Below are 23,125 nucleotides of genomic sequence, written 5' to 3' on the forward strand. Positions count from 1 at the left end.
CCAGCCCATGAATTTTTTCGACAAATCGGTTGAACGACTTCGACAGTGCGCCTAGTTCATCGTCGTTTCCGTCGGGCAGACGGCGTGTCAGGTCACCGTCTCCGGCAGCGATATCATCGAGATTCTGCTTGATTATCAAGATAGGTTTAACCAAGCCATTACCCAGGAAAGCAGCTACGACTGCAACGATCAGCAGCAGCAATGCCACTACCGTTACGATCATTGCGGCAGAAGCACCCAAGCGCGTCTGCATAGATGTCGCAATGATCTGTACACGTTCTTCTACGTCATCCAGATTGACTTGAGTGCCAAACGACATATCCCATTTAGGAAGGTAATGGTAATAACCGATCTTTGGAACTGGCTTGTCACTGCCCGGCGTTGGCCAGTCATATCTGAAAAATGAAGGCCCTGATTTACTGGCGGCGACGAGGCCGCGAATCACATAGATCCCGTTGGCATCCTTGACGTCCGAAAAATCCTTTCCAATATCCTGGTCTTTATCAGACCAAAAAACACGCACACTGCCGGACGTATACCCAGCAAAATAACTCGTCTTGTCGAACTGGAGCGTCTTGAGAATGGCAATGGCTTGTTTGCGAGCCTCCATATCTCCCTGGGCCGAGGCATCGTAAATTGGCTTGATAGCAGCCTCTGCGATTTGCTGATAATTCTTGAGGGCAAGTTTGCGCTCTTCCAGAAGCAACTCCCTGGTTTGCTCGACCTCCTCTGCCGCCAGACTTTGTAATACAAACCAAATTATTCCGCTGATGATCAGCGCCAGAGAAAAGCTCGGAATAACGGCGAGCAATATGACTTTACTGCGAAATTTAAGAAACACGACGCCCTCCCCTTAACAGGATAAAAAACCATCGATATTTTATTGTGTGAAGATTCTTAGCCGACAAAAATTGAATCGCTCAATAAACTCTTGAAGGCGCTTACTGATCAATAGAATGGATACCAGATATTTATCCAGCACCCCGTCGTTTAATTCTGAGCAATGTTCCTGACACCCTTGATCTCACAGACTTCCACGTAGAACAAAGCTCTGCCATCCGCGCATGTGATTGATAAATCGCTCGCTCAACCCGCCCTTGCGCAAATAGTCAGCCGTCACTGGAAGTTTCGGACTGTCATAGAAGGGGTTTGCCTGCACTTGAAGAGGGAAGTCGCGCTGAAGAATGCCGGCCCGGCCAATCAACACAAAGTCGCACCCTTCGTCCATCAATTGCCCGGCACGCTGGGCGCTCATAATCTTGCCTGCTGTCCCTACCCTTACTCCTCTACGCGGAAGCTCTGTGAAGACACTCAGCATGCTCTGCCCCCTGAACGTCCCGTCTTGCACTATTTGAGCGGAGTCCCAAAGAGCCAGATCCAGATAGTCGATCACCTCGCGATCCAGAATATCCGCGGTAATATCACGCAGTTCCTCCAGAAGCAGCCCGTAGCGCTCGACCGACAATCGCCAGCCGATCTGAAAGTCAGGACCACATTCGCGTCGAATACCTTCGATGACTTCAAGAGTGAGGCGAGCACGGTTCTCAAGGCTACCGCCATATTTATCTGTACGGTCGTTGAATTGCGGGGACATGAATTCCGACAGAATCCACCCGAAAGCACCGTGAACTGCGACACCATCAAACCCTGCCAACTCGGCTCTTTTCGCGCCGGCAATGAAGCTGTCGCGAATGCGCTCAACCTCTTCAGTCGACAACGCCCTGACGCCCGGTACTGTGTAATCGGAAGCAGGCGCTGGAACGCCTCCCAGCAACGGATTTGCGCGGTGTCCCGCATGGTGCAGTTGCACCGCAGAGAGACCGCCACCTTCACGAATCGAAGTGGCCATCTGCGTCAAACCTGGTAGATGAGCGTCGCTGAAGATGCCCAACTGCCGGTCAAATCCGATACCCGTTTCCTCTACATGCGTGGCGCAGGTTTGCATCAATGCGTAACCACCTTGCGCAACCTGTCTGATCCATTCCTGATCGAATTCGGACGCGAGACCGTCACGCCCACTCTGTTGATTGGTAAGCGGGGCCAGCATGAAACGGTTTCTCATTGCCGGGCCATGCAAGAGCGTGAGCGGTTTGAATAAATCTGAAACGGACATGTAAAAAATCTCCAACTGACAAGTGCGTCTTACCAACATCGACCAGCAGCGTCGGGTAAAGGGCCAGACGAGTTCGAAAGGCCCTTCGCCCCCTTCCCTGTCAGCCTTTCGTCCCGGGCTTTTCAACGTCGGAGACTTGCCAGCCCCCTCCGAGTGCGCGCACCAGGTCCACGGTCGCTCGAGCACGCTCGCCTTCTGACTGGATAAGCGATTGCTGACTACGCAGCAGGGTACGCTGCGCATCAACCACCACCAGGTAGTCGACATCCCCCTCATCGAATCTTTGCTGCGCAGACCGTGCGACGCGGGACGATGCTTCTTCTCCACCGCGCTGATGGACGATTCGCTCATCCAGGGTCCTGATGGACACTAATGAGTCCTCAACTTCGCGGAAGGCCTGGAGTACGGTCTTGCGATACTCAGCGACCCTCTCTTCGTAGGCTGCACGGGCGCGGGCGATGTCGGCCTCACGTCTTCCGCCATCAAAGATGGGCAAGCTCAAGGCCGTTCCTACAAATGGACCCAAAAGGAAAGTCCGCTGCGACCAATTGGTCAGATTTCCCAGATCCGTCGACTCATAGCCCACAGCCCCAGTGAGCGAGAGCGAAGGGAAAAAGGCCGCCTTTGCCACGCCGACCCTGGCGTTCTCGGCGGCCATAGCTCGCTCCGCGGCTGCGATGTCCGGTCGACGCTCAAGTAACGTCGATGGGATACCTGGCGGAATCTGAACGGTGACGTTTTCCAAGGGTTTTGGCTCAAGTGTGAACGACGCCGGAGGCTTGCCCAGCAAAGTCGCCAACGCGTGCGCGACCAGTGCGTACTGACGCTCCACCGCCAATTGTTCAGCGCGCGCAGAGAACAGTTCTGTCTTTGCCTGGTCGACAACATAGCTGGCCACGTCGCCGTCACTAAGTCTTCGTTGCAACAGCGTCTCGGTGTCTTCCCGAAGCTTTACAGTTTCCCGTAGCAAACGATGTTCACCTTCCAGTTGCCGCAGGCTGAAGTAGGTTCTAGCGACGTCGGCCTGAACCAGCAGCAACATCTGATGGGCCAATGCTTGCTGCTGAGCTGCATCAGCCTGTGCGGCTGCGATCCCTGCCGAGACACGACCAAAAAGGTCAACTTCGTAGCCCACGGTGGCCTGCGCTCGCCACAATGTTTGCGTGGTTCCTGGCGCGCCATCTCCATACCCGTCAGCGGCACCTGAAGTGCGCTGGCGAGTCGGGCCGAAGCCTAGGTCTACGTCCGGGAAACGGGCTGCCTGGCTTCGGGCGGTGAGGGCCCGTGATTGCTTGAGCCGCGCCATTGCGATGGTGACATCGGGGTTGGCTACGAGAGCCTGCTCTTCCAGTTGCTCAAGCGTAGGGTCGCCCAGCACCTTCCACCATGGAGAAGGTTTTTGCTGGTCCGCGGGTTCTGCCGGCTGCCATCGACCAGGCTCTTCAGTTGGCTTCAATGGGACAAGTGCCTGGTGATGGGACTCTGCAAAATTCGCCGGCACGTCGAAGTCCGGTCTGTTCTCGACGGGCGTCAACGAGCACGCTGTCAGAAGCGACACACCGATCGCCAGTGCAATTGCACTCTTGTTCGCGCGTGCCCCACGCAGGCGTGTGTGGATTCGATTGGTCATACCAGGCCCTCCGGCTGCTTCTGTTCAAGATGATGAGGGGCGAGGGCCGGAGCTTTGTGATGCGCTGCAGAGTGCAATGGTTTTCCTCCGCCAAGTGCCCGAACGACCACGTAAAACAGCGGTGTAAGGAACAGACCGAAAAGCGTGACGCCAATCATTCCAAAGAAAACTGAAATGCCCATCGCCTGGCGCATCTCCGCGCCTGCACCCGTGGACAAGACGAGAGGAATGACGCCCATGATGAAGGCGATTGAAGTCATTAGGATCGGCCGCAGACGCAGCCGACAGGCTTCGATCACTGCGTTGACCGTGGATTTCCCGGCTATCTCCAGCTCGCGGGCAAACTCGACAATCAGGATGGCGTTTTTCGACGCCAGGCCCACGAGCACGATGAGACCGATCTGCGTGAAAATGTTGTTGTCACCCTTTGTGAGCCATACGCCGAGCAATGCGGAGAAGATGCTCATTGGGATGATCAGGATGATGGCCAACGGCAGCGTCAGGCTCTCGTACTGGGCGGCCAGGACGAAAAACACCAGGAGGACGCAGAGCGGAAGAATCCAGACCGCGGTATTGCCTGCGATGATTTGTTGATACGTCAGGTCGGTCCATTCATAGGTCATGCCGGCTGGCAGCGTTTCGGAAGCGACCCTTTGAATAGCGGCCATTGCTTGGTCCGATGAATAGCCGGGGGCAGGACTTCCGCCGATGTCAGCCGCCGTGAAACCGTTGTAGCGAACGACTTGATCTGGACCGTAGGTCTGACTCACCTTCGCCACTGAGGCGAGCGGGATCATCTGTCCGGACTCACTGCGTACGTGCAGTTGCCCAATGTCATCCGGTTTGGAGCGGTATTGATTGTCGGCCTGCATCCGTACTTGATAGACACGCCCAAGGAAGTTGAAGTCATTGACGTAATACGAACCAAGGAAAGCTTGCAACGTATCGAATATCGCTGGCGTGTCCACACCGAGCTGGAGCGCTTTTGCACGATCGATATCAATCTTCAGCTGAGGAACGTTCACCGTATAGGTTGAAAACAGCGGGCCGAGTTCCGGCGCTTGGGACGCCTTTTTGATGAAGGCCTGAGTCGCTTTGTACAGTTCCTCATAGCCCAGGTCCGACCGATCCTCGATCTGTAACTTGAAGCCTCCCAGCGTGCCCAGACCATAGACCGGCGGAGGTGGGAAAATACCGGTGAAGGCGTTACCAATAGTGCTGAACTCATGGGCCAGGTCGGCCGCAACCTGATTGGCGCTGATGCCGTTGCGGTCCTTGAACGGTTTGAGCAGAACGAAGCTCAGCGCAGTACTGGAGCTCTTCGTTACCGCGTTGATCGAAAGGCCGCTGTAGGCCGAGGTCCCCATGACCGCAGGATGTTTGAGCGCCATCTCATTCATCAGGTTCATGGTTGCTTCGGTGCGATCCAGTGTCGATCCTTCCGGCAACTGGGCGAGGCTGACTAGATATTCCTTGTCCTGTGCAGGGACAAAACCGCCGGGAACATGACCCGTAAGCCACCAGGTAGCAGCGAGCAATCCGGCGTACACCACGAGCATTGCGCCCTTGTGCTTTACCAAACCACCGATGCTTCCACCGTATCCAACGGAGGCTCGATCAAAGGTCCGATTGAAGCGTCCGAAGAAGCGGCCAAACAGTTTGTGCGTCACACGAGTCACGGCATCGGGCGCTTCGCCATGTCCCTTCAAGAGCAAGGCCGAAAGCGCCGGGGACAGCGTCAGCGAGTTCACGGCAGAGATCAGTGTCGAAATGGCGATGGTGACCGCGAACTGTTTGTAAAACTCACCGGTCAACCCACTAAGGAAAGCCAGCGGAAGGAAAACAGCGGACAGGGTCAGAGCGATGGCAATGATAGGACCACTGACCTCTCGCATCGCCTGGTACGTCGCCTCACGGGGACTGAGCCCGCGCGCGATGTTTCGCTCCACGTTCTCGACCACCACGATGGCATCGTCGACCACAATTCCTATCGCGACCACCAGCCCAAATAGCGACAGCGTGTTGATGGAGTATCCAGCCAGCAGCAAGAAGGTAAATGTGCCGATGATCGATATCGGCACTGCCAGCAACGGGATGATCGATGCACGCCATGTTTGCAGGAACAGGAACACGACCAGTACTACCAGCGCCACGGATTCGAGAAGTGTTTCGACAACCGCATCGATACCACTTTGGACCGCACGACTCGGCTCATACACCACGCGGTAAATCAGGTCTTGCGGGAAATCCTTCTCGAGCTCCTCCATGACTCGGTGCACTTCTCGAGAAATCTCCAGCGAGTTTGCCCCAGGCGCTTCTTGCACTGTCACTGCGACGGCGGGTGCGTTATCCAGTGTTGCACGGATGCCATAGTCCTCAGCGCCGAGCTCTACTCGAGCGACATCGCCCAACCGAGTGATCGCCCCACGAGCATCGGACTTGATGACAATCCTCTGGAACTCTTCAGGGGATTTGAGTCGCCCGTCGGCGTTGACGTTAAGCTGGAAGGCAGTGTCCGAAGGGGTAGGTGCGCTGCCGATGGTACCGACTGCGGCCTGAATGTTTTGACGGCGAATGGCGTCGGCAACATCGTTGGCGCTCAGGCCACGCTCAGCCAGCGCGGCTGGGTTCAGCCACACACGCATGGCATAACCCCCAGGCCCCCAGATCGACACTTCACCAACACCTGCAATTCTTGCCAAACGATCCTTCACGTGGAGGATCGCGTAGTTGCTCACGTAGTTATTGTCGTAGGTGCCATTCGGCGAAACCATGTGTACGGCAATGGTGATGATGGGCGAGTTCTTAATTGCCGTAACGCCCAGCCGTTGAACATCCTCGGGAAGTCGCGCTTGAGCCTGGGACACACGCGTTTGCACGAACTGTTGAGCTTTATCGGGATCGGTTCCGAGCTTGAAAGTCACCGTCAGATACAGGTGTCCGTCACCGCTGGCTTTCGAATCCATGTACAGCATGTCTTGCACACCGTTAATGGACTGCTCCAGTGGTGCCGCAACTGTTTCCGCGATGGTCTTTGCGTTCGCGCCCGGGTATTGAGCATGCACCACAACTGAGGGAGGAATGACCTGTGGGTATTCCGAGACCGGCATATTAAACGCGGAAACTATCCCAGCGAGCAGGATCAGCGCAGACAGCACACACGCAAAGATGGGACGATCGATGAAGAATTTAGAGATGTTCACGACCGGCCTCCGATTGAGGCACTGACGGGCTCCTTCTGAACGTCGGCGGCGACCGCAGATACCTCGGAACCCGGTGGAGCCCGGAATGCTCCGTCCACAATGATCCTGGTACCCGCTTCAACTCCGCTGCGTAGAACCCGTTCTTTTCCCTGGAGAACGCCGAGCTCGACGAAACGCCGTTCGACCTTGTTCTGAGCGTTCACGATCAGCACGTACTTGCGGTCTTGATCGGTACCCACGACGGCATCGTCGACCATCACGGCGTTGTAAGGCTTCCCTCCCTGAAGATGGACTCTTGCCTGGAGACCCGGGAGCATTTCGGGGCTCACACGGTCAATCCGGGCGCGAACTCGCACCGTTCCCGAACGAGTATCCATCTGGTTATCGATCGCCTCGATGATGGCCGCGTAGGGGTAGGCGTTATCGTTAGCAAGACCAACTTTGACCACCGGTTGCGCACCGGCCTGCAGCGAGGGTGCGATGATTCGCAGGTAGCTCTGCTCGTCCACGTTGAAAGACGCGTAGAGCTTGTCGTCAGAAACAATTCGGGTGAGCGGTGTCGCATCCCCGCCTGCCCCTACTACGTTGCCCGCCGTGATTTCCGCGCGTGAGATACGCCCTGCAATCGGCGCCCTCACTTGTGTGTAGCTGAGCTGCAATTGAGCCTCAGCCAATGCAGCCTGCGCTCCTTTCAAAGATGCCGCCGCCTCTCGGGCCGCATTGTCGAGCACGTCAAACTCTCTGCGCGCGATTGAGTTCGACTCCATCAGCCTTTTCCCACGAGCCCGCTCGAGTTCCGTAAGCCGTTTGCGCTCTTCAGTAACGGATAGGTTCGCCTGCGCCTGACGCACCTGGGTCTCAAGCGGCGCCGGGTCAATCGTGAAAAGAAGCTCGCCCTGACGAACATGCTGACCGGCCTTGAAATGCACGGTCAGCAACGTTCCCGGCACTTTTGGTCGCACGTCTACGACGTCCACCGCTTCGAGGCGACCGGTGTAGTCCTGCGAGTCCGACACCGCACGTTGCAGTGCTGGTTGGTACTTCACGGTCGGCAGTACCGCGGCTGCTTCTGCGTGTACTTGCGAACCATTAGTCAAGAGGACACTCCCGCCGCCAATCACTGCGATGGCAACCGTCAGGACCGCTAGATGATGTTTCTTCAAGGGATTCATGTGATGTGCCTAGCCAAGTTGGATAGCTTGGAGTCTGAGCACGCTTCGCATGGACATCTAGATCAAAACCTGGGTAAATTTATTGCCTTTTTTGGAATAATTACCACCTTTCGTCCGCGCAAAAGTGGCATAAATAGGTAAAACTCAAGAAAAACAAGTCATACTTATTGCTTGAATGAGAACAAATTTTGGTAAGGAGTGATGAAGTGAACCGCCTCCAATCAATGCAAATCTTTACTCGCGTCGTCGAAATGCACAGCTTCAGTCGGGCAGCCGATAGTCTTTCCCTACCACCTTCGCGGGTAACGCGCGCGGTGAAAGATCTGGAGGCATTTCTCGGCGTCTGTCTGTTAAGACGGACCACTCGCCATATCAGCCTGACCCCGGATGGCACGTTCTATTACGATCACTGCAGGCGATTACTGGCCGACGTTGAGGCTGTCGAGTCCAGCTTCCCGGGATCTGCCGGAAAGCCTCGTGGCCGCTTGCGAGTAGACATGACACTGTCCCTCGCGCGCCTTGTTGTCCTGCCCTCGATCAAGGACTTCCAGTCTCGTTTTCCAGACGTTGAACTGACTTTGACAATGTCTGACCGAACCGTCGAATTGGTTCAGGAGGGTATTGATTGCGTCATCCGTACGGGAACCCCTGAAGACTCTTCGACGCTGGTTGCAAAACGCATTGGCGGCTTTGACTGGATAACATGCGCCTCGCCGGAGTACCTCGCTCTTCACGGGACGCCGAAGTCCCTTGAGGATTTGGCCGGCCATCAAGCCGTGGGCTACTTATCGAGTCGAACGGCACGCTCGATGGAATGGCACTACGTTGTGGATGGCGAGGACCGCTGTATCAGGATGCCGGAGCGCCTCATCGTCAACGATACGGATGCGTACGTAGCATGCGCCCTCGAAGGCTTGGGGATCATTCGCGCAGGAAGCTACATGGTGATTCAGCACCTCATGAGTGGCCGCCTTCAGCCCATACTGAGCGACTACTCCGCTCCTTCAGTTCCGCTGTCTGTCATCTACCCCAAAAACCGTCACCTTTCACCCACCGTGCGAGCGTTCGTGGACTGGGTAGCCGATGTCGTTCGTGAGGCAGAACCTGGTTGGCGATCGACATGAACGGCACATGGCGCTGCCCCCCAACGCTTTTTTTCACACAGTGGAATTATTTATTGCAAATCCGAGGGTTGTAACCGAGGAGCAAACCATCAAGTATCCCGCCCATTAATCCGGTAGACAGGCTGACGCCTGCCGTTGATGGAGAAAGAGTGTGAAAAAGGTCTTGATGCTGCTCGCAAATGGAGTTGAGCCAATGGAAATGGCTGCGTTTACCGACATCCTCGGTTGGGCTGATCTGCTAGGGGATGAAAGAATTGAACTGGTAATGGCGGGACTCAGGCCAGAAATCGTTTCTACTTTCGATATCACTATTCGGCCAAACCGAATGCTGGCAGATTTGGACCTCAATGAATTTGATGCACTGGCGCTACCTGGGGGGTTCGAACCCAGCGGATTCTACGAGGAAGCGTTGAGTGAACCGTATCTAGCCGCTATCAAGCACTTTATCCACGTACAGAAAATTGTTGCGAGCGTTTGTGTTTCATCACTGAGTCTGGGACATGCCGGAGCGCTGCAAGACAGGAAGGCTACGATTTATCATCAAGTCGGTGGGCGCAGGAAGCAGCAGCTTGTCGACACAGGGGCAATGTTCATTGATCAGCCAATCGTCCGCGACAAAAACATCATTACCTCCAGCGGTCCTGGCACCGCATCGGAAGTTGCTTTTTTGTTAATTGAAATGCTGACAAACAAATCTAACGCCGACACTATTCGCAAAATCATGCGATTTCCCACACCAGATAGACATTGGTACGAAACCGCTCAAGTTTAATTAAGTACCGCATTAAAAAACCTTAACTGAAGGCGATCAAGATTTAACTGCCGGACGAAACTCGCCCGTCAATTAAGTCGTTTTTATTTCACCCACAACTCAAACAGGATTTAGACATGAGTAACTTCCTCAACGGTATCAATGTCCCTGCCCTGCAAGGTTTTGCGCAAAGCATCAAGCAAGATGTATCAAAACGTCATGCGCGCTTCAACGTAAAGACCAAGTGGCAGCATCAAACCCGCAGCGTGGCGACTGTGAGCCGCTATCACCTGAGTGGTCAAGATCACCCTCGTCACTTTGAAATTGCGGCCGACGAGCCACTGGAACTGTTGGGGGAAAATACTGCGCCAAACCCACAAGAATTACTGATGGCAGCGTTGAACGCCTGTCTGTCCGTTGGCTATGCAGTGAATGCTTCGGTGATGGGGATCACTATTCACAGCCTCGAAATTGAAACCGATGGTGAACTGGACCTGCGTGGATTTCTGGGGTTGGATGAGAACGTCAATCCAGGTTATGACGAGGTAAGCTTCGTTGTTCGCATTCATACCGATGCATCGACCGAGAAAGTGGAAGAGTTGCATCGCGTAGCCACCAAAACCTCAGTCAATCTGGCCAACTTCTCAAAGGCCATCCGTATGGTTCCCAAACTGGAAGTCATATCCGACTAATAGCTATTAGTTGAGTCAATGATTGCTATCGTTTTTAACCCCTGACTAATCCTTCTCAATTTGCAGCCGACCTTCGCTGTGTCGGCTCTGCTCTGTGCACAAAACAATAATAGTAAATGGAGTGCTCCACATGTATCGATCCACTTTGTCCCTAGCGGTCGCCTCGGTCGTGCTCGCCCAGAACGCAAGCGCCGCCAGTTTTATCGAAGACAGTAAGGCTACATTGGGGCTGCGTAATTTCTACATCAACCAAGACTTCCGTGATGGTACCGGGCCGAGTAAATATGAGGAGTGGGGGCAAGGCTTCGACCTGCGCTTTACCTCCGGTTATACCCAGGGCACGGTCGGTTTGGGCGTAGACGCAATAGGCCTGCTGGGCGTACGACTTGATTCGGGTGGCGGTACGAACGGTGCGAGCAACAACGCTTATGGCGGTATAGTTTTCCCAAGCAAGTCCAACGGCGAAGCAGTTGATAACTTTTCCAGCCTGGGCCTGACCGCTAAAGCCAAAATCTCGCAGACTGAATTGAGGCTAGGCACCCTGCAGCCGAAGCTGCCAGTCATCGTGACCAACGACGGTCGCCTGTTGCCGCAGACCTTCCAGGGCGGTCAGATCACTTCGAACGACATCAAGGACCTAACGCTGGTCGGCGGTCAGATCGAGCACGTCAAGGGTCGTAACTCGAGTAACAACGAAGAATTTTCGATCGCGGGCGCTAATGGCCGCACTGCATCGGGGCGTGACAGCAACAAGTTTATTTACGCAGGCGGTGACTACAAAATCACAAAGGATCTGACTGCCCAGTACTATTACGGAAACCTGGACAATTTTTACAAGCAGCATTTTGTGGGGTTGATTCACAACTGGGAAATCGGCTCGGGTGTTCTGAAGTCCGACATGCGTTACTTCAACAGCTCCGATGACGGTGCCAATGGTCACGACTCGACTTACTACACCACTGGCAATTATCACGCGCCCAGCGGTAAGGGTAAGGTCGATAACAATTTATACAGTGGCCTGTTTTTGTACTCGGTAGCCGGTCATACCTTCGGCGGTGGTTATCAAGTCAGTAACGGCAGTAGCGACTTCCCTTGGCTGAATCAGGGCGATGGCTCTTCGGCATACATCATCAGCGACATGCAAATCCAGAAATTTGCCCGAGCCGGCGAGCGCTCCTGGCAAGCACGCTACTCCTATGATTTCGCTAAAGTTGGCGTGCCTGGTTTGACTGCTGGCGTGGTCTACGTACGCGGAGACAATATCGATACCATGAATGCGGCAGGTCGCAAAGCGGCTAATGACGCCTCAGAGTGGGAACGGGATTTGACCGTTGGTTATGTTGTTCAGTCTGGCGCCTTTAAGAACCTAGGCCTGATGTGGAAAAACGCCACTTGGCGCACTGAGCTGCCAAACACGCGCTCCCAGGATGAAAACCGCCTGATCGTCAGTTACTCCATCCCGCTACTATAACCTTAAAACTTTCTGCCTTTTCGAGATACCTCGCAGCGCATTCATACCCTGAATGCGCTGTTTTTTTTCGACGGGATCTGCTTGGACATTCGCACCGATTTAAGAACGGTGCGAAGGTTTGTGCCGTAGCCATTTCCACACATCTCCAAGTTACTCAATGCCCGGAAATGCAATGGCTGAACGGCGCAATCGATTAAAGCACGTCCAACGGGTATTCGATAAAGGCACGGACTTCATTCAGGTTGGGACCGACATCGCGGTCTGCCCGGTAGATCGAATTGCGCAACTTGAATGACATATCTTTCAACGTGCCGTCCTGAACAACGTATTTGACCTGATTGAAGAACTCACGCTCGGTGCCGTCCTGCTCGCCGCCAGCATCAATGTTGCTGCCGCGCACATAAGCAGTCTTGTAGGTGAGTCCCGGTAGTCCGAATTCCGCGAAGTCCAACTCGTAGCTTAATTGCCAGGACCGTTCGTCCTTCAGGTTGAAGTCGGAGTAGTATGAGTTTGCTACATAGATAGTGCTTCCGCCATCGCCATAGTCATAGGCATAACCTGCATCGCCGCTGTTACGCTGATGAGCAACGATGAAGGAATGCGCCCCGACGCTATACTTGGCCGCCAGGCTCCAGATGGTGTTGCTGTCGGTTACCCCATCGCCGCCAAAATCCCGCGCAGCTTGAGAGCCATTATCGTAGTCAGTGCGATAGATGTTGAAGTCCAGGTTCAACGCTTGGAGTTCGGAAAACGGCACCGTATAGTTCACGTTGCCATAGTACTTCCTGTAGGTGTCCTCGACGTCGGAGTGATAAACCGCGACACTCAAAGCGTCGCTGACGCCGTAAGTGCCACCGATCACGTCGATGCTCTTCAGACGATTCGGATCCCGCGCTGAATCACCCATCGGGCTATCGGCGGTAAATCGCCCGACATTCAATTCCAGTCCTTCGATTTCCTTGCTCGTGATCAGCGTACCGGTAAACGCCTCGGGCAATAGACGAGAGTCGTCATACGCCAGCACCGGCATCGACGGGAACTGGTTACCGTAGCGCAGGACAGTGTTGGAAATACGCAGTTTGAGAACAGCGCCAGCTTCCGACAGATCGTCCACCGGGTGCCCATTACTATCGGTATCAAAAAAGGCTTTGTAGTTTCGACCCCGACCACTGTCGAGCTTGACGCCAAGCAGACCAAAAGCGTCCACCCCCACCCCGATGGTGCCTTGGGTGAAGCCCGACTGAAACGTACTGATAAAGCCTTGACCCCATACTTTGGCGTCGTTGGCGTGATTCTTGTAATCACGGTTGAAGTAGGCGTTACGCAACAGCAATTTCAGGTTGCTGTCCTCGACAAATCCTTTGGACTCGGACTGCTCACTGGCGGATGCAATCGGTGCGTTGATTGAGAATAACGTACACGCCAACGCGATAGTTTTACGATTAATCATAGATGCTCCCAAGAAACCGTTTGGATTATTATTGGCAGAACACTTACGTGAGGGTTGCCCAGAATAGATGGCAACTGATGCAGGCGTGACTGGCATTAGAAATGCCAGCATATGCTGCGAGCCGATAAATACAACTGATGACGGTCTTGGTACAGCAATATTCTTTAATTATGGATATCAATGCAAATAATAAAAATAGGTCCATTTACATGGTAAATTTATATCCGTGGAAAGCAGGTGTTGCCGAGTTGAGAGGCCGGTATGATCTGTGCTCCATCCTTTGGTTTTCCGCCTGTTACCAGGCGGTTTTTTTTGCCTTGAGCTAGATTTATCATTGTGAATGATAGCTGCGCTGACCATGTCTGCATTTCACTTCTAAGTCAAACATAAAAAGTCGCTCAACCCACCTATCACTTAGCGTGATAATCTAAGTTTGATTTTTCCAGAAGCGGTTAAGGAAATTTTTGCCAATGCAGCGCTACGTTTTTTTGCGAGACGAAGCCAGAGATAGTGCAACTCCTCCTAACACTGCGATCGTAGCAATCAACAAGCGCGATGAAATAGACTCACCCAAAAAAATGACGGCCCCGAGAGACGCAATGATCGGAACACTCAGCTGAAGTATGGCGGCGTGGTGTCCGGAAATTCGCCTTACAACCCCATACCAGATTGCATATCCGGCGCCGGAAGCTAATACACCCGATGCCACGGCGTACACCAAACCAGCGCCACTCATGTGCGGGCCCTCTCCCGACACTACACCCCATAACAGACAAGTCAGAAATGGCAAACTTTTCAGAAAATTTCCTGAGGTATCAGCAATTGGGTTGACGGCCCCACGACCAATAAGCGAATAAGCCCCCCAAGCGATCCCGGAAATTGCCATCATCATCGAGTCATGGAATTCGGGCGTAGTCGAGCCCGGGAGGAGCAGAATGATCAAACCACTGAATGCGATTAGCATACCCGCCATTACGCTGTAGCTGACCCGCTCTCCTTTACACCAGGAATACGTGACCATGGTAATTTGCACAGTGCCAAACAATATCAATGCGCCTATGCCGGCACCGAGTTCGACGTAGGCCATCGAGAAGAACCAGGCGTATATGAACAACAACACGCCACCCTTCCAGCTCCCGCCCTCCGCTTTACTCAGCCTCTTCATACGAAGTAGCAACAGGAGAAAAATCGCACCGCTTAACAAGCGAATTGCAGTAAAGGATTCAGGGTCGATATCTCCGTCAATTAGCGCCAAGCGGCAGAACAGCGAATTGGCGGCGAACGCGAACAGACTCACTAACGCTGGTAGAATCCAGGCCCTTCTGTCACCCACCATCGCGCCCTTGCGGTTGTCATTCATTCGTAGGCCGCCTTAAGTTTACGGGAGTGGTGTTTGAGTTTCTGAAAGCGTTGGGTAGTCGATATAACCTTCAGCACCCTGGCTGTAATAGGTATCCATATTGTCCTCGTTCAAGGTCGCGCCTTTGTGCAGCCGATCGACTAGATCTGGATTGGCCAGGAAGGGACGTCCGAAGCTGATGGCATCGGCTAGACCGCTCTGGAGGTCGGCCTGTGCTCGCGTTACGTCATAGTCGCTGTTGAGGATGATCGGACCTTTGAAATGCTCGCGGATCAATGGAGAAAGCCGTGGTACGTCGGTCGCTCCAAACGTACCGTTCGGCGGAGGTTCACGTAGCTCCAGAAAGGCGATACCGATATCATTCAGCATCTTTGCAGCTGCCGTAAACAGAGGGACGGGATCGCTGTCGTCCACACCATAGCTCTCGCCATTGGGGGATAGCCGAACCGCTGTGCGATTCGCACCTACGGCATCCGCCACCGCTCGCGTCACCTGCTCTAATAGGCGCACACGATTTTCAACGCTTCCGCCATATTCATCGGAGCGCATATTGCTATTGTCGCGTAAAAACTGGTCCATCAATTGGCCGTTTGCCGCGTGTATCTGAACTCCGTCAAAACCCGCAGCCATGGCATTCTTCGCCGCTCGGATATAATCAGCGATAAGACCCGGAATCTCCTCCTGAGTCAGGGGACGGGCCACCTCAAAAGGCTTCTTGCCGTCATAGGTGTGGGCATCCCCTGGCATTACGGTCGCGCTTGACGAAATGGGTTGTTGGCCGGTGACGGCGGAATGCGCCATGCGACCCATATGCCAAAGCTGGGCGATGATCAGACCACCTTTGTCATGCACCGCCTGTGTGACAGGCTTCCAGGCGTTCACTTGCTCCTCAGACCAGATCCCCGGTGCGTAAGGCCAGCCAACGCCTTGGCGTGAGATGCCCGTAGCTTCGCCAATGATGAGTCCGGCTGATGCGCGTTGTGCGTAATATTGGGCCATGATCTCGGTCGGGACGTGTTCGCGTGTCGCGCGAGCACGGGTCAGAGGAGCCATAATGATTCGATTAGAGGCCTTCAACGCTCCAAGCACTACGTGTTCAAAAAGCGGCTTCATGAATTTTCCTTCAGACAACAATAAGGAGCTGAGCGGCGCCAACGCCTCCTCACCGGTCACTACCAGCCCTCAGCAGGATAGCGACGATGCGATCACCTTCGTTAGAAGGCTCAGTTGATCTCCAGTGAAAGCGACGCGACGCGAAGAAATAATCTTCTGTAGGTTCAGCATGTTTGGGTGATGCTTTGTGAATATGCCGTCGCCCCACGCGTGTATACAGGTCAAAACCTGGCTAATTTAATTGCTGTTTTTAGAACAATGATCTGATCGCGCTAAACCTCTAAATCATTTCGTCAGCTGAAATTCACTTTTGTAAGAAAACCGTATTCCCCCCTCATCGTCCATGTCGAAGAATCGCAAGGAAGCCGGTTGCTTCTCAAAACGCATGGTAAGCACCTATCAAATGTTGTATGCGCAATGGCGCGGGTCCTCTTGGTCCTAAAGGATCACGGAAGGAATTTGCGAGTTCTAGGGGTAGCGAATGGATCGATTTCGAGAAATGGAGATTTTTCTATCGGTAGTGGATGAGGGAAGCTTTGTGGCTGCAGCGCGGCGCGAAGGCATTTCACCACCGAGCGTAACGCGAACAATAGCAGCGCTTGAGCAACGGATAGGGCTACCCCTCGTCTCGCGGAATAGTCGTAGCATGAATTTAACTGAAGCCGGCGAACGGTTCCTACTTGATTGTCGACATATTCTGAATGGCATAAAGTCCGCGGAAGCGGCAGTCACAGGACAACATACTGCACCAGTCGGTCTTATCAGATTATCAGCGCCGATGATATTTGGAGGGATGTTTGTTGCTCCGCTTGTCAGGCAGTACCTAGAGCAGTTCCCGGCCGTAAGATTTTCGTGCTTATTCGTCGACAGGGAGACTGACATGCTGAACGAGGGCATCGATATTTGCATTAAGATTGGACACTTTGAATTGAACGCCGGTCATTCCATAAAAATTGGAGAAACCAGACAGGTTTTGTGTGCCTCTCCTTCCTATTTTCAAAAGCATGCCCGTCCAACACACCCTGAGCAACTTCGTGACAACGACATTATCAATTGCACTGCCAGCGCACTGCCCCCTACTTGGCAATTTCAAAACGGTGACCAGTTACTCACAATCACTCCTTCGGCCCGGATGGATGTCACTTGCAACCAGGCCGCTGTCAGCATAGCACTCGATGCTTGCGGAATTACTCGGGCATTCTTATACCAAGTAGCCGACTATGTACGGCGCGGACAATTGGAACTACTGCTGGAAGACTATGAGCTTCCTCCGCTCCCCGTGAATTTGATTTTCCGGGAGCGAATCAAAAGCTCATCATCGATATATTCATTTTCAGATTTTCTAGTCAAGAATTTACCAGCCGCGGCGAGGGGGCACGCTTAGATGTGCGCTACGCCTCCAACCTCATAGCGCTCCGGAGACTGAGGCCAAGCATCATTTCCGCCGAGTCATCAATCAAGAGCACTGAATCGTTAAGGGGCAATAATTGACTCAATTGAACTTCCTCTAAAGCGCTTTTCTGTTCTCTCGTAGCGCTACATCCTTAGAAACCAGCCCTAGACAATAATAACGACTCGGAAAACTCTTGCATGAAGTAAAAGGGGCTCAGCACTTACCATGTGCGTTGGCCCCTAGCAAAATCCTATAGATTCCATCCCGAATAAAAATTATGCCCCTAGATCACCGCTTTTCCCTAGGGGAGATAGTCCAACAGCTCATCGGTTGTCATTACGTTGCAGTAGATCATGTTGAGGATCTCCAACTCCTTATTGTGAAGCTCTATGCTGCCGGCCGCGCTGGCATCGTCGATCACAATGACATCGAAGCTCTCGTCGGCGAGGCTACGCACTGTAGATGACACGCACTGGTCGGTGAACAGCCCCGCGCACACCACATGGGTGATGCCCAAGTTGCGCAAGATCAGTCGCAGGTTGGTACCCGTCAATGCGCTGTCTGTCGTCTTCAGAACGACGATCTCGTCCGATGCAGGGGCGAGACGGTCGATCACCTGAGAGGCATGCTCGTTCGCAGGTAGCAGCAGGTTGTTCCAGCCAGGCTTTTTCTGGCTCAGCGAACGATCGCCGCCATCTTCTTTCTGACAGCCGATGCGCGCGAACAGGACTTCGAGATCCGCCCTGCGGAAAGCACCAATCAATCGTTCCAGGTTCGGAATTACGGTTCCATGCATTCGCTGATGGAACGGAGTCCAAGCGTCGAATCGGGCCCGCTCCACTTTGTCGAGCGATGCGGGGTCCGGGCGTTCCAGGTAGGTGTTTTGGACATCGATGACCAGTAGCGCCACCTTGCCTTTAGCAAGCACAGGATCATCGGGTTCTGGCGCCCCCGCGTAATACATCGATCGACGTGCAGTTTTCCAGTCTTTGAACATGAGTATTTCCTCGGTTTGCACAGAGTTGCCGTGGCCCACTCCAAGCGGACCCGCGGCGATTTCTCCGGTTATGCCTTGGCTGTCAAAGCCGCTGACAGCTTCGCGGAAGCCACTGCGAAAGCTGTCCCTATCGACATCGAAACGATGACCACTATCAGCACGTTGTGAAACCCGGCGGACAGCAACGCTGGATAAGCGAAAGCGCCAGGCGTCTGGCTGATATAGGCGAAGGTTGTGGCATACCCCAGCGTCGCTGCCGGAACTGAGGAGAAGATGTAAATGCGCGACGCCATGATGTAGAGAAAGACGCTGAGTGCAACGAGCAGGCCGACCCAAACAGGCGCCGGAAGCGCGGGAAAGGGCTTGGCAAGTGCGAGCAACGCAACAATCCATGCGACCACGACGCCAAAGGCGTTTGAAGTGAGGTTGAGTGAGATGGCGGGCCGATCACCGCCCAAGGCGAAATAGCACGCCCAAGCAACAAAAGCAGCCCATAGAAGCAGGGTTTCTATGCTTAGGAACATGAAGGTGGCTATGCCACCCATGACGCCGACGCCGATTGCGGTTGCGAGAACAGAGTTCATACGTTTTACCCTCTTATTATTTTCTTAACGGAGAAAAACAGGACGCACAAGAAACATATCAGTAAAATTTTTCTCGCGCAAAAGAAAAATAGCTGTATGCTGAAACTGTCCCCCTCACATTCGAAGGGACGAAAACCGTAAAGCGCATTCGTCATAGCCAAGCTGCATCACAACAAAAATGAGGCCAGATATGTCTACCGAAAGAGCTCACTTCATCAAACGTCACAACCTCTGGACTGAGGACATGGAACGCGCCGCAGCTGGTGTCCTCCAGCGTATTGAGGAAGAAGGATTACGCTTTATTCGTCTGGGATGGGGTGACCAACACGGTATCGTTCGCGGGAAAACGATAACCGTCGAAGAATTCAAGACCGCCCTGCATAGCGGCAAGGACTTCCAGCTCGTTACAGCGATCTTTGACACGACCAACCACCCGATCGTCCCTCCTTTCGGCGCTGAGAACGCGCTTGGCGTACCTGAGATGATCGGTCTGCCCGATGGAATCCTGGTACCGGACCCGACCACATTCCGTGTGCTTCCATGGGTCAAGGACACCGGCTGGTGCTTGAGCGATGCATACCTGTCGAATGGCGCCCCTTGCCCGTTCTCGACTCGCCAGATTCTCCGCGACCAAATCGCAAAACTGAAAGCCGACGGCCTGAACATGGTTGTGGGGCTGGAATTCGAGTTCTACGTCTTCAAACTGCTGGATCCAAAGCTTTCTCCAGAGTCGTGCGCCAACCCGGCAACGCCTCCGGAAGTCATGATGATCCAGCACGGTTATCAGTACCTGACGGAAAATCGCGGCGACGAAGTCGAAGGCCTGCTGTCGTTCATTCATGAGAACGTCCAGAAGCTCGGACTGCCACTGGCAACCCTCGAAGACGAGTGGGGCCCTGGCCAGTGTGAAGTGACGTTCTTGCCAATGGACGCCATGGCAGCAGCCGACGCTGCGCTGCTGTTCCGCTCGGCGGTCAAGCAACTGTGTCGCCGCAATGGCTTGCATGCCAGCTTCATGGCGATTCCCAAGGTACAGAACGTTTTCCCAAGCGGCTGGCACATGCACCAGTCCGTCGTGGACAACAATGGCAACAACGTGTTCATGGCAGGAGAGGACAACGAAGGTCCCTTGTCACCGCTGGGTATGCACTACATGGGTGGTCTGCTGAAAAACGCTGCAGGTACCGCACTGCTCACCACCCCGACCGTCAACGGCTACAAACGCCACCGGCCAGACGGTTTTGCCCCGAACAAGGCTTCCTGGGCCCACGAAAACCGCGGCTCAATGCTGCGTTCGATCGGCGGCCCTGGCGACAAGGCTTCGCGTATCGAAAACCGTGTGGGCGAACCAACAGCGAACCCGTACCTATACATCGCCTCGCAGATCATTGCGGGCAGAAACGGCATCGCGAACAAGCTCAATCCAGGCGAAGCGGTCAAGGCTGCCTACCTGGCAGACCGTCCGCAGCTACCAATGAGTCTGATGGAAGCCATCGTCGCCTTCAAGAACAACGAAGTGCTCAAGGAAGAGCTGGGCCCTGTTTTCCACAACTACATGGTGATGCTGAAGGAGTTCGAAGCCAACCGCTTCCTCTCCGCAGTCACCGATTGGGAACAGTCAGAATACTTCGAAATGTACTAATTGAGCGACCGCTGCTCAGAAGCGTACTCATGAACTCAAGAACCAGGAGGTTAACTATGAAAATTGGCGCAGCTCAGTTACGGCCTGCCTGGCTCAATCGAGCCAGGACATGCCAGATCGTCATTGACGCGATCAAGGAAGCTAGCGAACAGGGTATCGAACTCCTGGTGTTTTCGGAGTCGTTTCTGAGCGGCTACCCGTTCTGGATATGTCGCACCAATGGATCGGCCTTCGATGACCCTCTTCAGAAACGTGCGTACTCGCAGTTTCTAGAGGCGGCCGTCGAAGTTCCGGGCAACGAAATCAATTTGATCGTCGAGGCCAGTCGTGATTATGGCGTTGGCGTTTATCTGGGAATCAACGAGCGCGGCGTACGAGAAGGCCGCGGCTCAATCTACTGCACGCTCGTGGCCATTCACCCCGAGCGGGGCCTAGTGGGGATCCACAGAAAGTTGGTCCCGACGTTCGACGAACGTCTCTGCTGGGCACCGGGCGATGGTCACGGATTGCAGTGCCACGACTTTGGCGAGTTCAAGGTCGGCGGCCTCAACTGTTGGGAAAACTGGATGCCGCTCGCTCGCTTTGCGCTCTATGCGCAAGGCGAGGACATTCACGTCAGCGTGTGGCCAGGCAACGCGTCAGCGATCAAGAATGCGGGGCAACTGATTGCCACTGAAGGCAGAGTTTGGGTAGTCAGCTCCAGCGGCCTCCTTTCGCTGACGGACGTGCCCGAGGATTTTGTGTTTTACGACGCACTCAAAGCTGACGGCGTGGACGTCATATTCACCGGAGGCTCATGCATCGTCGACCCTTCCGGACAGGTTGTCGCGCAGGCTGAGGATGGCAAGGAACAGATCATTTCTTTCGATGCCGATCTAGGCCGTGTGCGCGAGGAGCGACACAACTTCGACCCCACTGGCCACTACTCCCGGCAGGACGTATTCCGCTTCTCGATCGATCGAACGCGTCAACAAGCGATCCACAACCACGATTCGTTTGTAAAAAAATAAAAGCTCCTTCTATTCAACATCTTTGGACTGCCCACATATGAAAGCCATTGTTCTTCAACACTCCCCCGATACCGGGATTGGATTGGTTGGCCCAATCCTTCGTGATCTGCATGGTTTCGAATTGCAGACGATCGATGCCAGGACGATTAATTTTGATGACATCGATCCAGAGTCGGCGGACCTTTTCGTTCTATTGGGCTCCCCCAATGGCGTTTATGACACGCACATACCTTGGATTGAGGCGGAACTGGAATTCACCAAACAGCTCATCGCTCGCGCTCGTCCCATCGTGGGTATTTGTTTCGGCGGGCAGATGCTCGCAGCAGCGCATGGCGCTCAAGTCAAACCGATGGGATATCGCGATTCAGGCTGGCTTCTCAATGATGACGCAGTCGATCAAACGTGGGCAGGGCCTTGGTTTCGCTGGCATGGGGACAATTTCACCCTCCCGGAAGGCGCAGAAAAGCTAGCCAGCGCAGGTAAGGTGATACAGGGCTTTCAGAAGGGAAATACCGTCGGAATGCAGTTTCATCCTGAGGTCGATGAGGAGACTATCAGAACGTGGGTTGAGATAAATCTCGAGTCCATGCTCCGTAACAATGTTGATATCGGACAATTTCTCTATACTGCCGTCGCCGAGGTAAAAGAGGTACAGCCCAGGGTTGAATCGTTGATTTCAAACGTCCTGACCCGTTGCCTCGGTTAAATTCACGGAGACGATAGCTTGAGTAATAACCCTATTAAACCCAAACCTGATCCCATGCTCGGCATCGAGATCAAGGCTCAGCGCAATGCGCGCGGCTGGACACTGGAAGAACTCAGCCAGCGCAGCGGGGTGTCGATAGCGGCGATCTCGAAAATCGAAAAGGGTCAGTCACGCCCCAGCTTTGATACGTTGTTGAGTATCGCTCGATGCCTGAAAATGAACTTTGTCGACATCATGGATGGGGCGTCGGCCAGCCAGCCTCAAGGCGGCATGGCACGCCTCATCTCGACCAAGGCTGAGGAAGCGGAGCTGTTCAGTACGCCGTTCTACGATTACCGCGTGCATTCGGCGGCGCTGAAATCCAAAGTCATGGTGCCTTTGCGCATGACGATCAGGAACCACGAAGTACCTCCGATGGAAGACTGGAGTCTGCACGATGGGGAGGAATTCGTTTTTGTGTTGAAGGGTGTGCTTATTTTCCACACCGAGCACTATGCGCCGCTGACATTGAAAGTAGGCGACAGCTGTTATATCGATAGCACCATGCGACATGCGTTTGTCTCCGGTGCTGACGGTGAGACGGAAATCCTGTCCATTTGCCTATCAATTCGTCCTTTCAAGGGTCCGGCTGAACATTGAGTCTATACGCTCCATTTTGAGTATTTGCTGCTTACGAACAAGCACGTGACCGACAAACAAGGCGACCTCAGGGTC

The 23,125-nt window shown here is 53.9% G+C and carries 18 protein-coding genes and 1 pseudogene; 9 read left to right on the forward strand and 10 right to left on the reverse strand.

Translation table 11 applies throughout. The annotated features are described in order from the left end of the window. Positions 1 to 19: 19 nt before the first annotated feature. From MKS85_RS28860 to MKS85_RS02470, 5 genes and pseudogenes are all read right to left on the reverse strand, one after another. Positions 20 to 841: pseudogene (locus MKS85_RS28860) on the reverse strand (cache domain-containing protein); the annotation flags it as partial. A gap of 183 nt (positions 842 to 1,024) precedes the next feature. Continuing rightward, a complete protein-coding gene (locus tag MKS85_RS02455; RefSeq protein ID WP_305465993.1) occupies positions 1,025 to 2,113 on the reverse strand; it encodes an NADH:flavin oxidoreductase in 1,089 nt (362 codons plus the stop codon). A 100-nt stretch (positions 2,114 to 2,213) separates the two neighbouring features. Further along, positions 2,214 to 3,743, reverse strand: coding sequence for an efflux transporter outer membrane subunit (locus tag MKS85_RS02460; protein WP_139049948.1), 1,530 nt, complete (start codon positions 3,741 to 3,743; stop codon positions 2,214 to 2,216). Then, positions 3,740 to 6,946, reverse strand: coding sequence for an efflux RND transporter permease subunit (locus MKS85_RS02465; protein WP_139049947.1), 3,207 nt, complete (start codon positions 6,944 to 6,946; stop codon positions 3,740 to 3,742). Before MKS85_RS02465 ends, MKS85_RS02460 begins: the two co-directional genes overlap by 4 nt. Next, positions 6,943 to 8,118 (reverse strand): efflux RND transporter periplasmic adaptor subunit, encoded by a 1,176-nt coding sequence (locus MKS85_RS02470; RefSeq protein WP_139049946.1) that lies wholly within the window; start codon positions 8,116 to 8,118, stop codon positions 6,943 to 6,945. Before MKS85_RS02470 ends, MKS85_RS02465 begins: the two co-directional genes overlap by 4 nt. A gap of 206 nt (positions 8,119 to 8,324) precedes the next feature. Between MKS85_RS02470 and MKS85_RS02475 the strand changes: the two genes are divergently transcribed. The 4 genes from MKS85_RS02475 to MKS85_RS02490 all read left to right on the forward strand — a co-directional run bounded on the left by MKS85_RS02475 (position 8,325) and on the right by MKS85_RS02490 (position 12,156). Further along, positions 8,325 to 9,242 carry a LysR family transcriptional regulator gene (locus MKS85_RS02475; RefSeq protein WP_139049945.1) on the forward strand — a complete coding sequence of 306 codons (918 nt, stop codon included), beginning with the start codon at positions 8,325 to 8,327 and terminating at the stop codon, positions 9,240 to 9,242. A 151-nt stretch (positions 9,243 to 9,393) separates the two neighbouring features. Then, positions 9,394 to 10,014 (forward strand): DJ-1/PfpI family protein, encoded by a 621-nt coding sequence (locus tag MKS85_RS02480; protein WP_139049944.1) that lies wholly within the window; start codon positions 9,394 to 9,396, stop codon positions 10,012 to 10,014. Positions 10,015 to 10,130: 116 nt separating this feature from the next. Continuing rightward, on the forward strand, positions 10,131 to 10,685 hold the full coding sequence (locus MKS85_RS02485; RefSeq protein ID WP_305466002.1) for an OsmC family protein: 555 nt from the start codon (positions 10,131 to 10,133) through the stop codon (positions 10,683 to 10,685). Positions 10,686 to 10,815: 130 nt separating this feature from the next. Beyond that, complete coding sequence (locus MKS85_RS02490) at positions 10,816 to 12,156, forward strand: OprD family porin (RefSeq protein WP_139049942.1); 1,341 nt, start codon at positions 10,816 to 10,818, stop codon at positions 12,154 to 12,156. Between the two features lie 193 nt (positions 12,157 to 12,349). Here MKS85_RS02490 and MKS85_RS02495 read toward each other — a convergent pair whose 3' ends face one another. The 3 genes from MKS85_RS02495 to MKS85_RS02505 form a co-directional block, all read right to left on the reverse strand. Continuing rightward, positions 12,350 to 13,606, reverse strand: coding sequence for an OprD family porin (locus tag MKS85_RS02495; protein WP_310662643.1), 1,257 nt, complete (start codon positions 13,604 to 13,606; stop codon positions 12,350 to 12,352). Between the two features lie 478 nt (positions 13,607 to 14,084). After that, complete coding sequence (locus tag MKS85_RS02500; RefSeq protein WP_257220718.1) at positions 14,085 to 14,966, reverse strand: DMT family transporter; 882 nt, start codon at positions 14,964 to 14,966, stop codon at positions 14,085 to 14,087. Between the two features lie 18 nt (positions 14,967 to 14,984). Next, positions 14,985 to 16,079 carry an alkene reductase gene (locus MKS85_RS02505; protein ID WP_139049940.1) on the reverse strand — a complete coding sequence of 365 codons (1,095 nt, stop codon included), beginning with the start codon at positions 16,077 to 16,079 and terminating at the stop codon, positions 14,985 to 14,987. Between the two features lie 499 nt (positions 16,080 to 16,578). Between MKS85_RS02505 and MKS85_RS02510 the strand changes: the two genes are divergently transcribed. Beyond that, positions 16,579 to 17,463 carry a LysR family transcriptional regulator gene (locus MKS85_RS02510; RefSeq protein WP_409078001.1) on the forward strand — a complete coding sequence of 295 codons (885 nt, stop codon included), beginning with the start codon at positions 16,579 to 16,581 and terminating at the stop codon, positions 17,461 to 17,463. Between the two features lie 310 nt (positions 17,464 to 17,773). On the opposite strand, the gene MKS85_RS02515 is transcribed toward MKS85_RS02510, so the two are convergent. Both MKS85_RS02515 and MKS85_RS02520 read right to left on the reverse strand, forming a co-directional pair. Next, entirely contained in the window at positions 17,774 to 18,469 is a 696-nt protein-coding gene (locus MKS85_RS02515) for a cysteine hydrolase family protein (protein ID WP_139049938.1), read from the reverse strand. A 68-nt stretch (positions 18,470 to 18,537) separates the two neighbouring features. Then, the gene (locus MKS85_RS02520; RefSeq protein ID WP_139049937.1) at positions 18,538 to 19,053 is read right to left on the reverse strand and encodes a DUF1097 domain-containing protein; all 516 of its coding nucleotides are present in this window, start codon (positions 19,051 to 19,053) and stop codon (positions 18,538 to 18,540) included. Positions 19,054 to 19,297: 244 nt separating this feature from the next. Between MKS85_RS02520 and MKS85_RS02525 the strand changes: the two genes are divergently transcribed. The 4 genes from MKS85_RS02525 to MKS85_RS02540 are packed head-to-tail and all read left to right on the forward strand — an operon-like array spanning position 19,298 to position 23,050. Further along, positions 19,298 to 20,695, forward strand: a complete 1,398-nt coding sequence (locus MKS85_RS02525; protein ID WP_218939003.1) for a glutamine synthetase family protein — start codon at positions 19,298 to 19,300, stop codon at positions 20,693 to 20,695. Between the two features lie 56 nt (positions 20,696 to 20,751). Then, positions 20,752 to 21,705 (forward strand): carbon-nitrogen hydrolase family protein, encoded by a 954-nt coding sequence (locus MKS85_RS02530; protein WP_171061358.1) that lies wholly within the window; start codon positions 20,752 to 20,754, stop codon positions 21,703 to 21,705. Between the two features lie 37 nt (positions 21,706 to 21,742). Further along, complete coding sequence (locus tag MKS85_RS02535) at positions 21,743 to 22,411, forward strand: glutamine amidotransferase-related protein (protein ID WP_139049935.1); 669 nt, start codon at positions 21,743 to 21,745, stop codon at positions 22,409 to 22,411. Between the two features lie 18 nt (positions 22,412 to 22,429). Continuing rightward, entirely contained in the window at positions 22,430 to 23,050 is a 621-nt protein-coding gene (locus tag MKS85_RS02540; RefSeq protein ID WP_139049934.1) for a helix-turn-helix domain-containing protein, read from the forward strand. Positions 23,051 to 23,125: the final 75 nt, after the last annotated feature.

This window comes from Pseudomonas sp. JL2, from assembly GCF_031570495.1.
In the GTDB taxonomy this organism is placed as follows: Bacteria; Pseudomonadota; Gammaproteobacteria; order Pseudomonadales; family Pseudomonadaceae; genus Aquipseudomonas; species Aquipseudomonas rhizophila.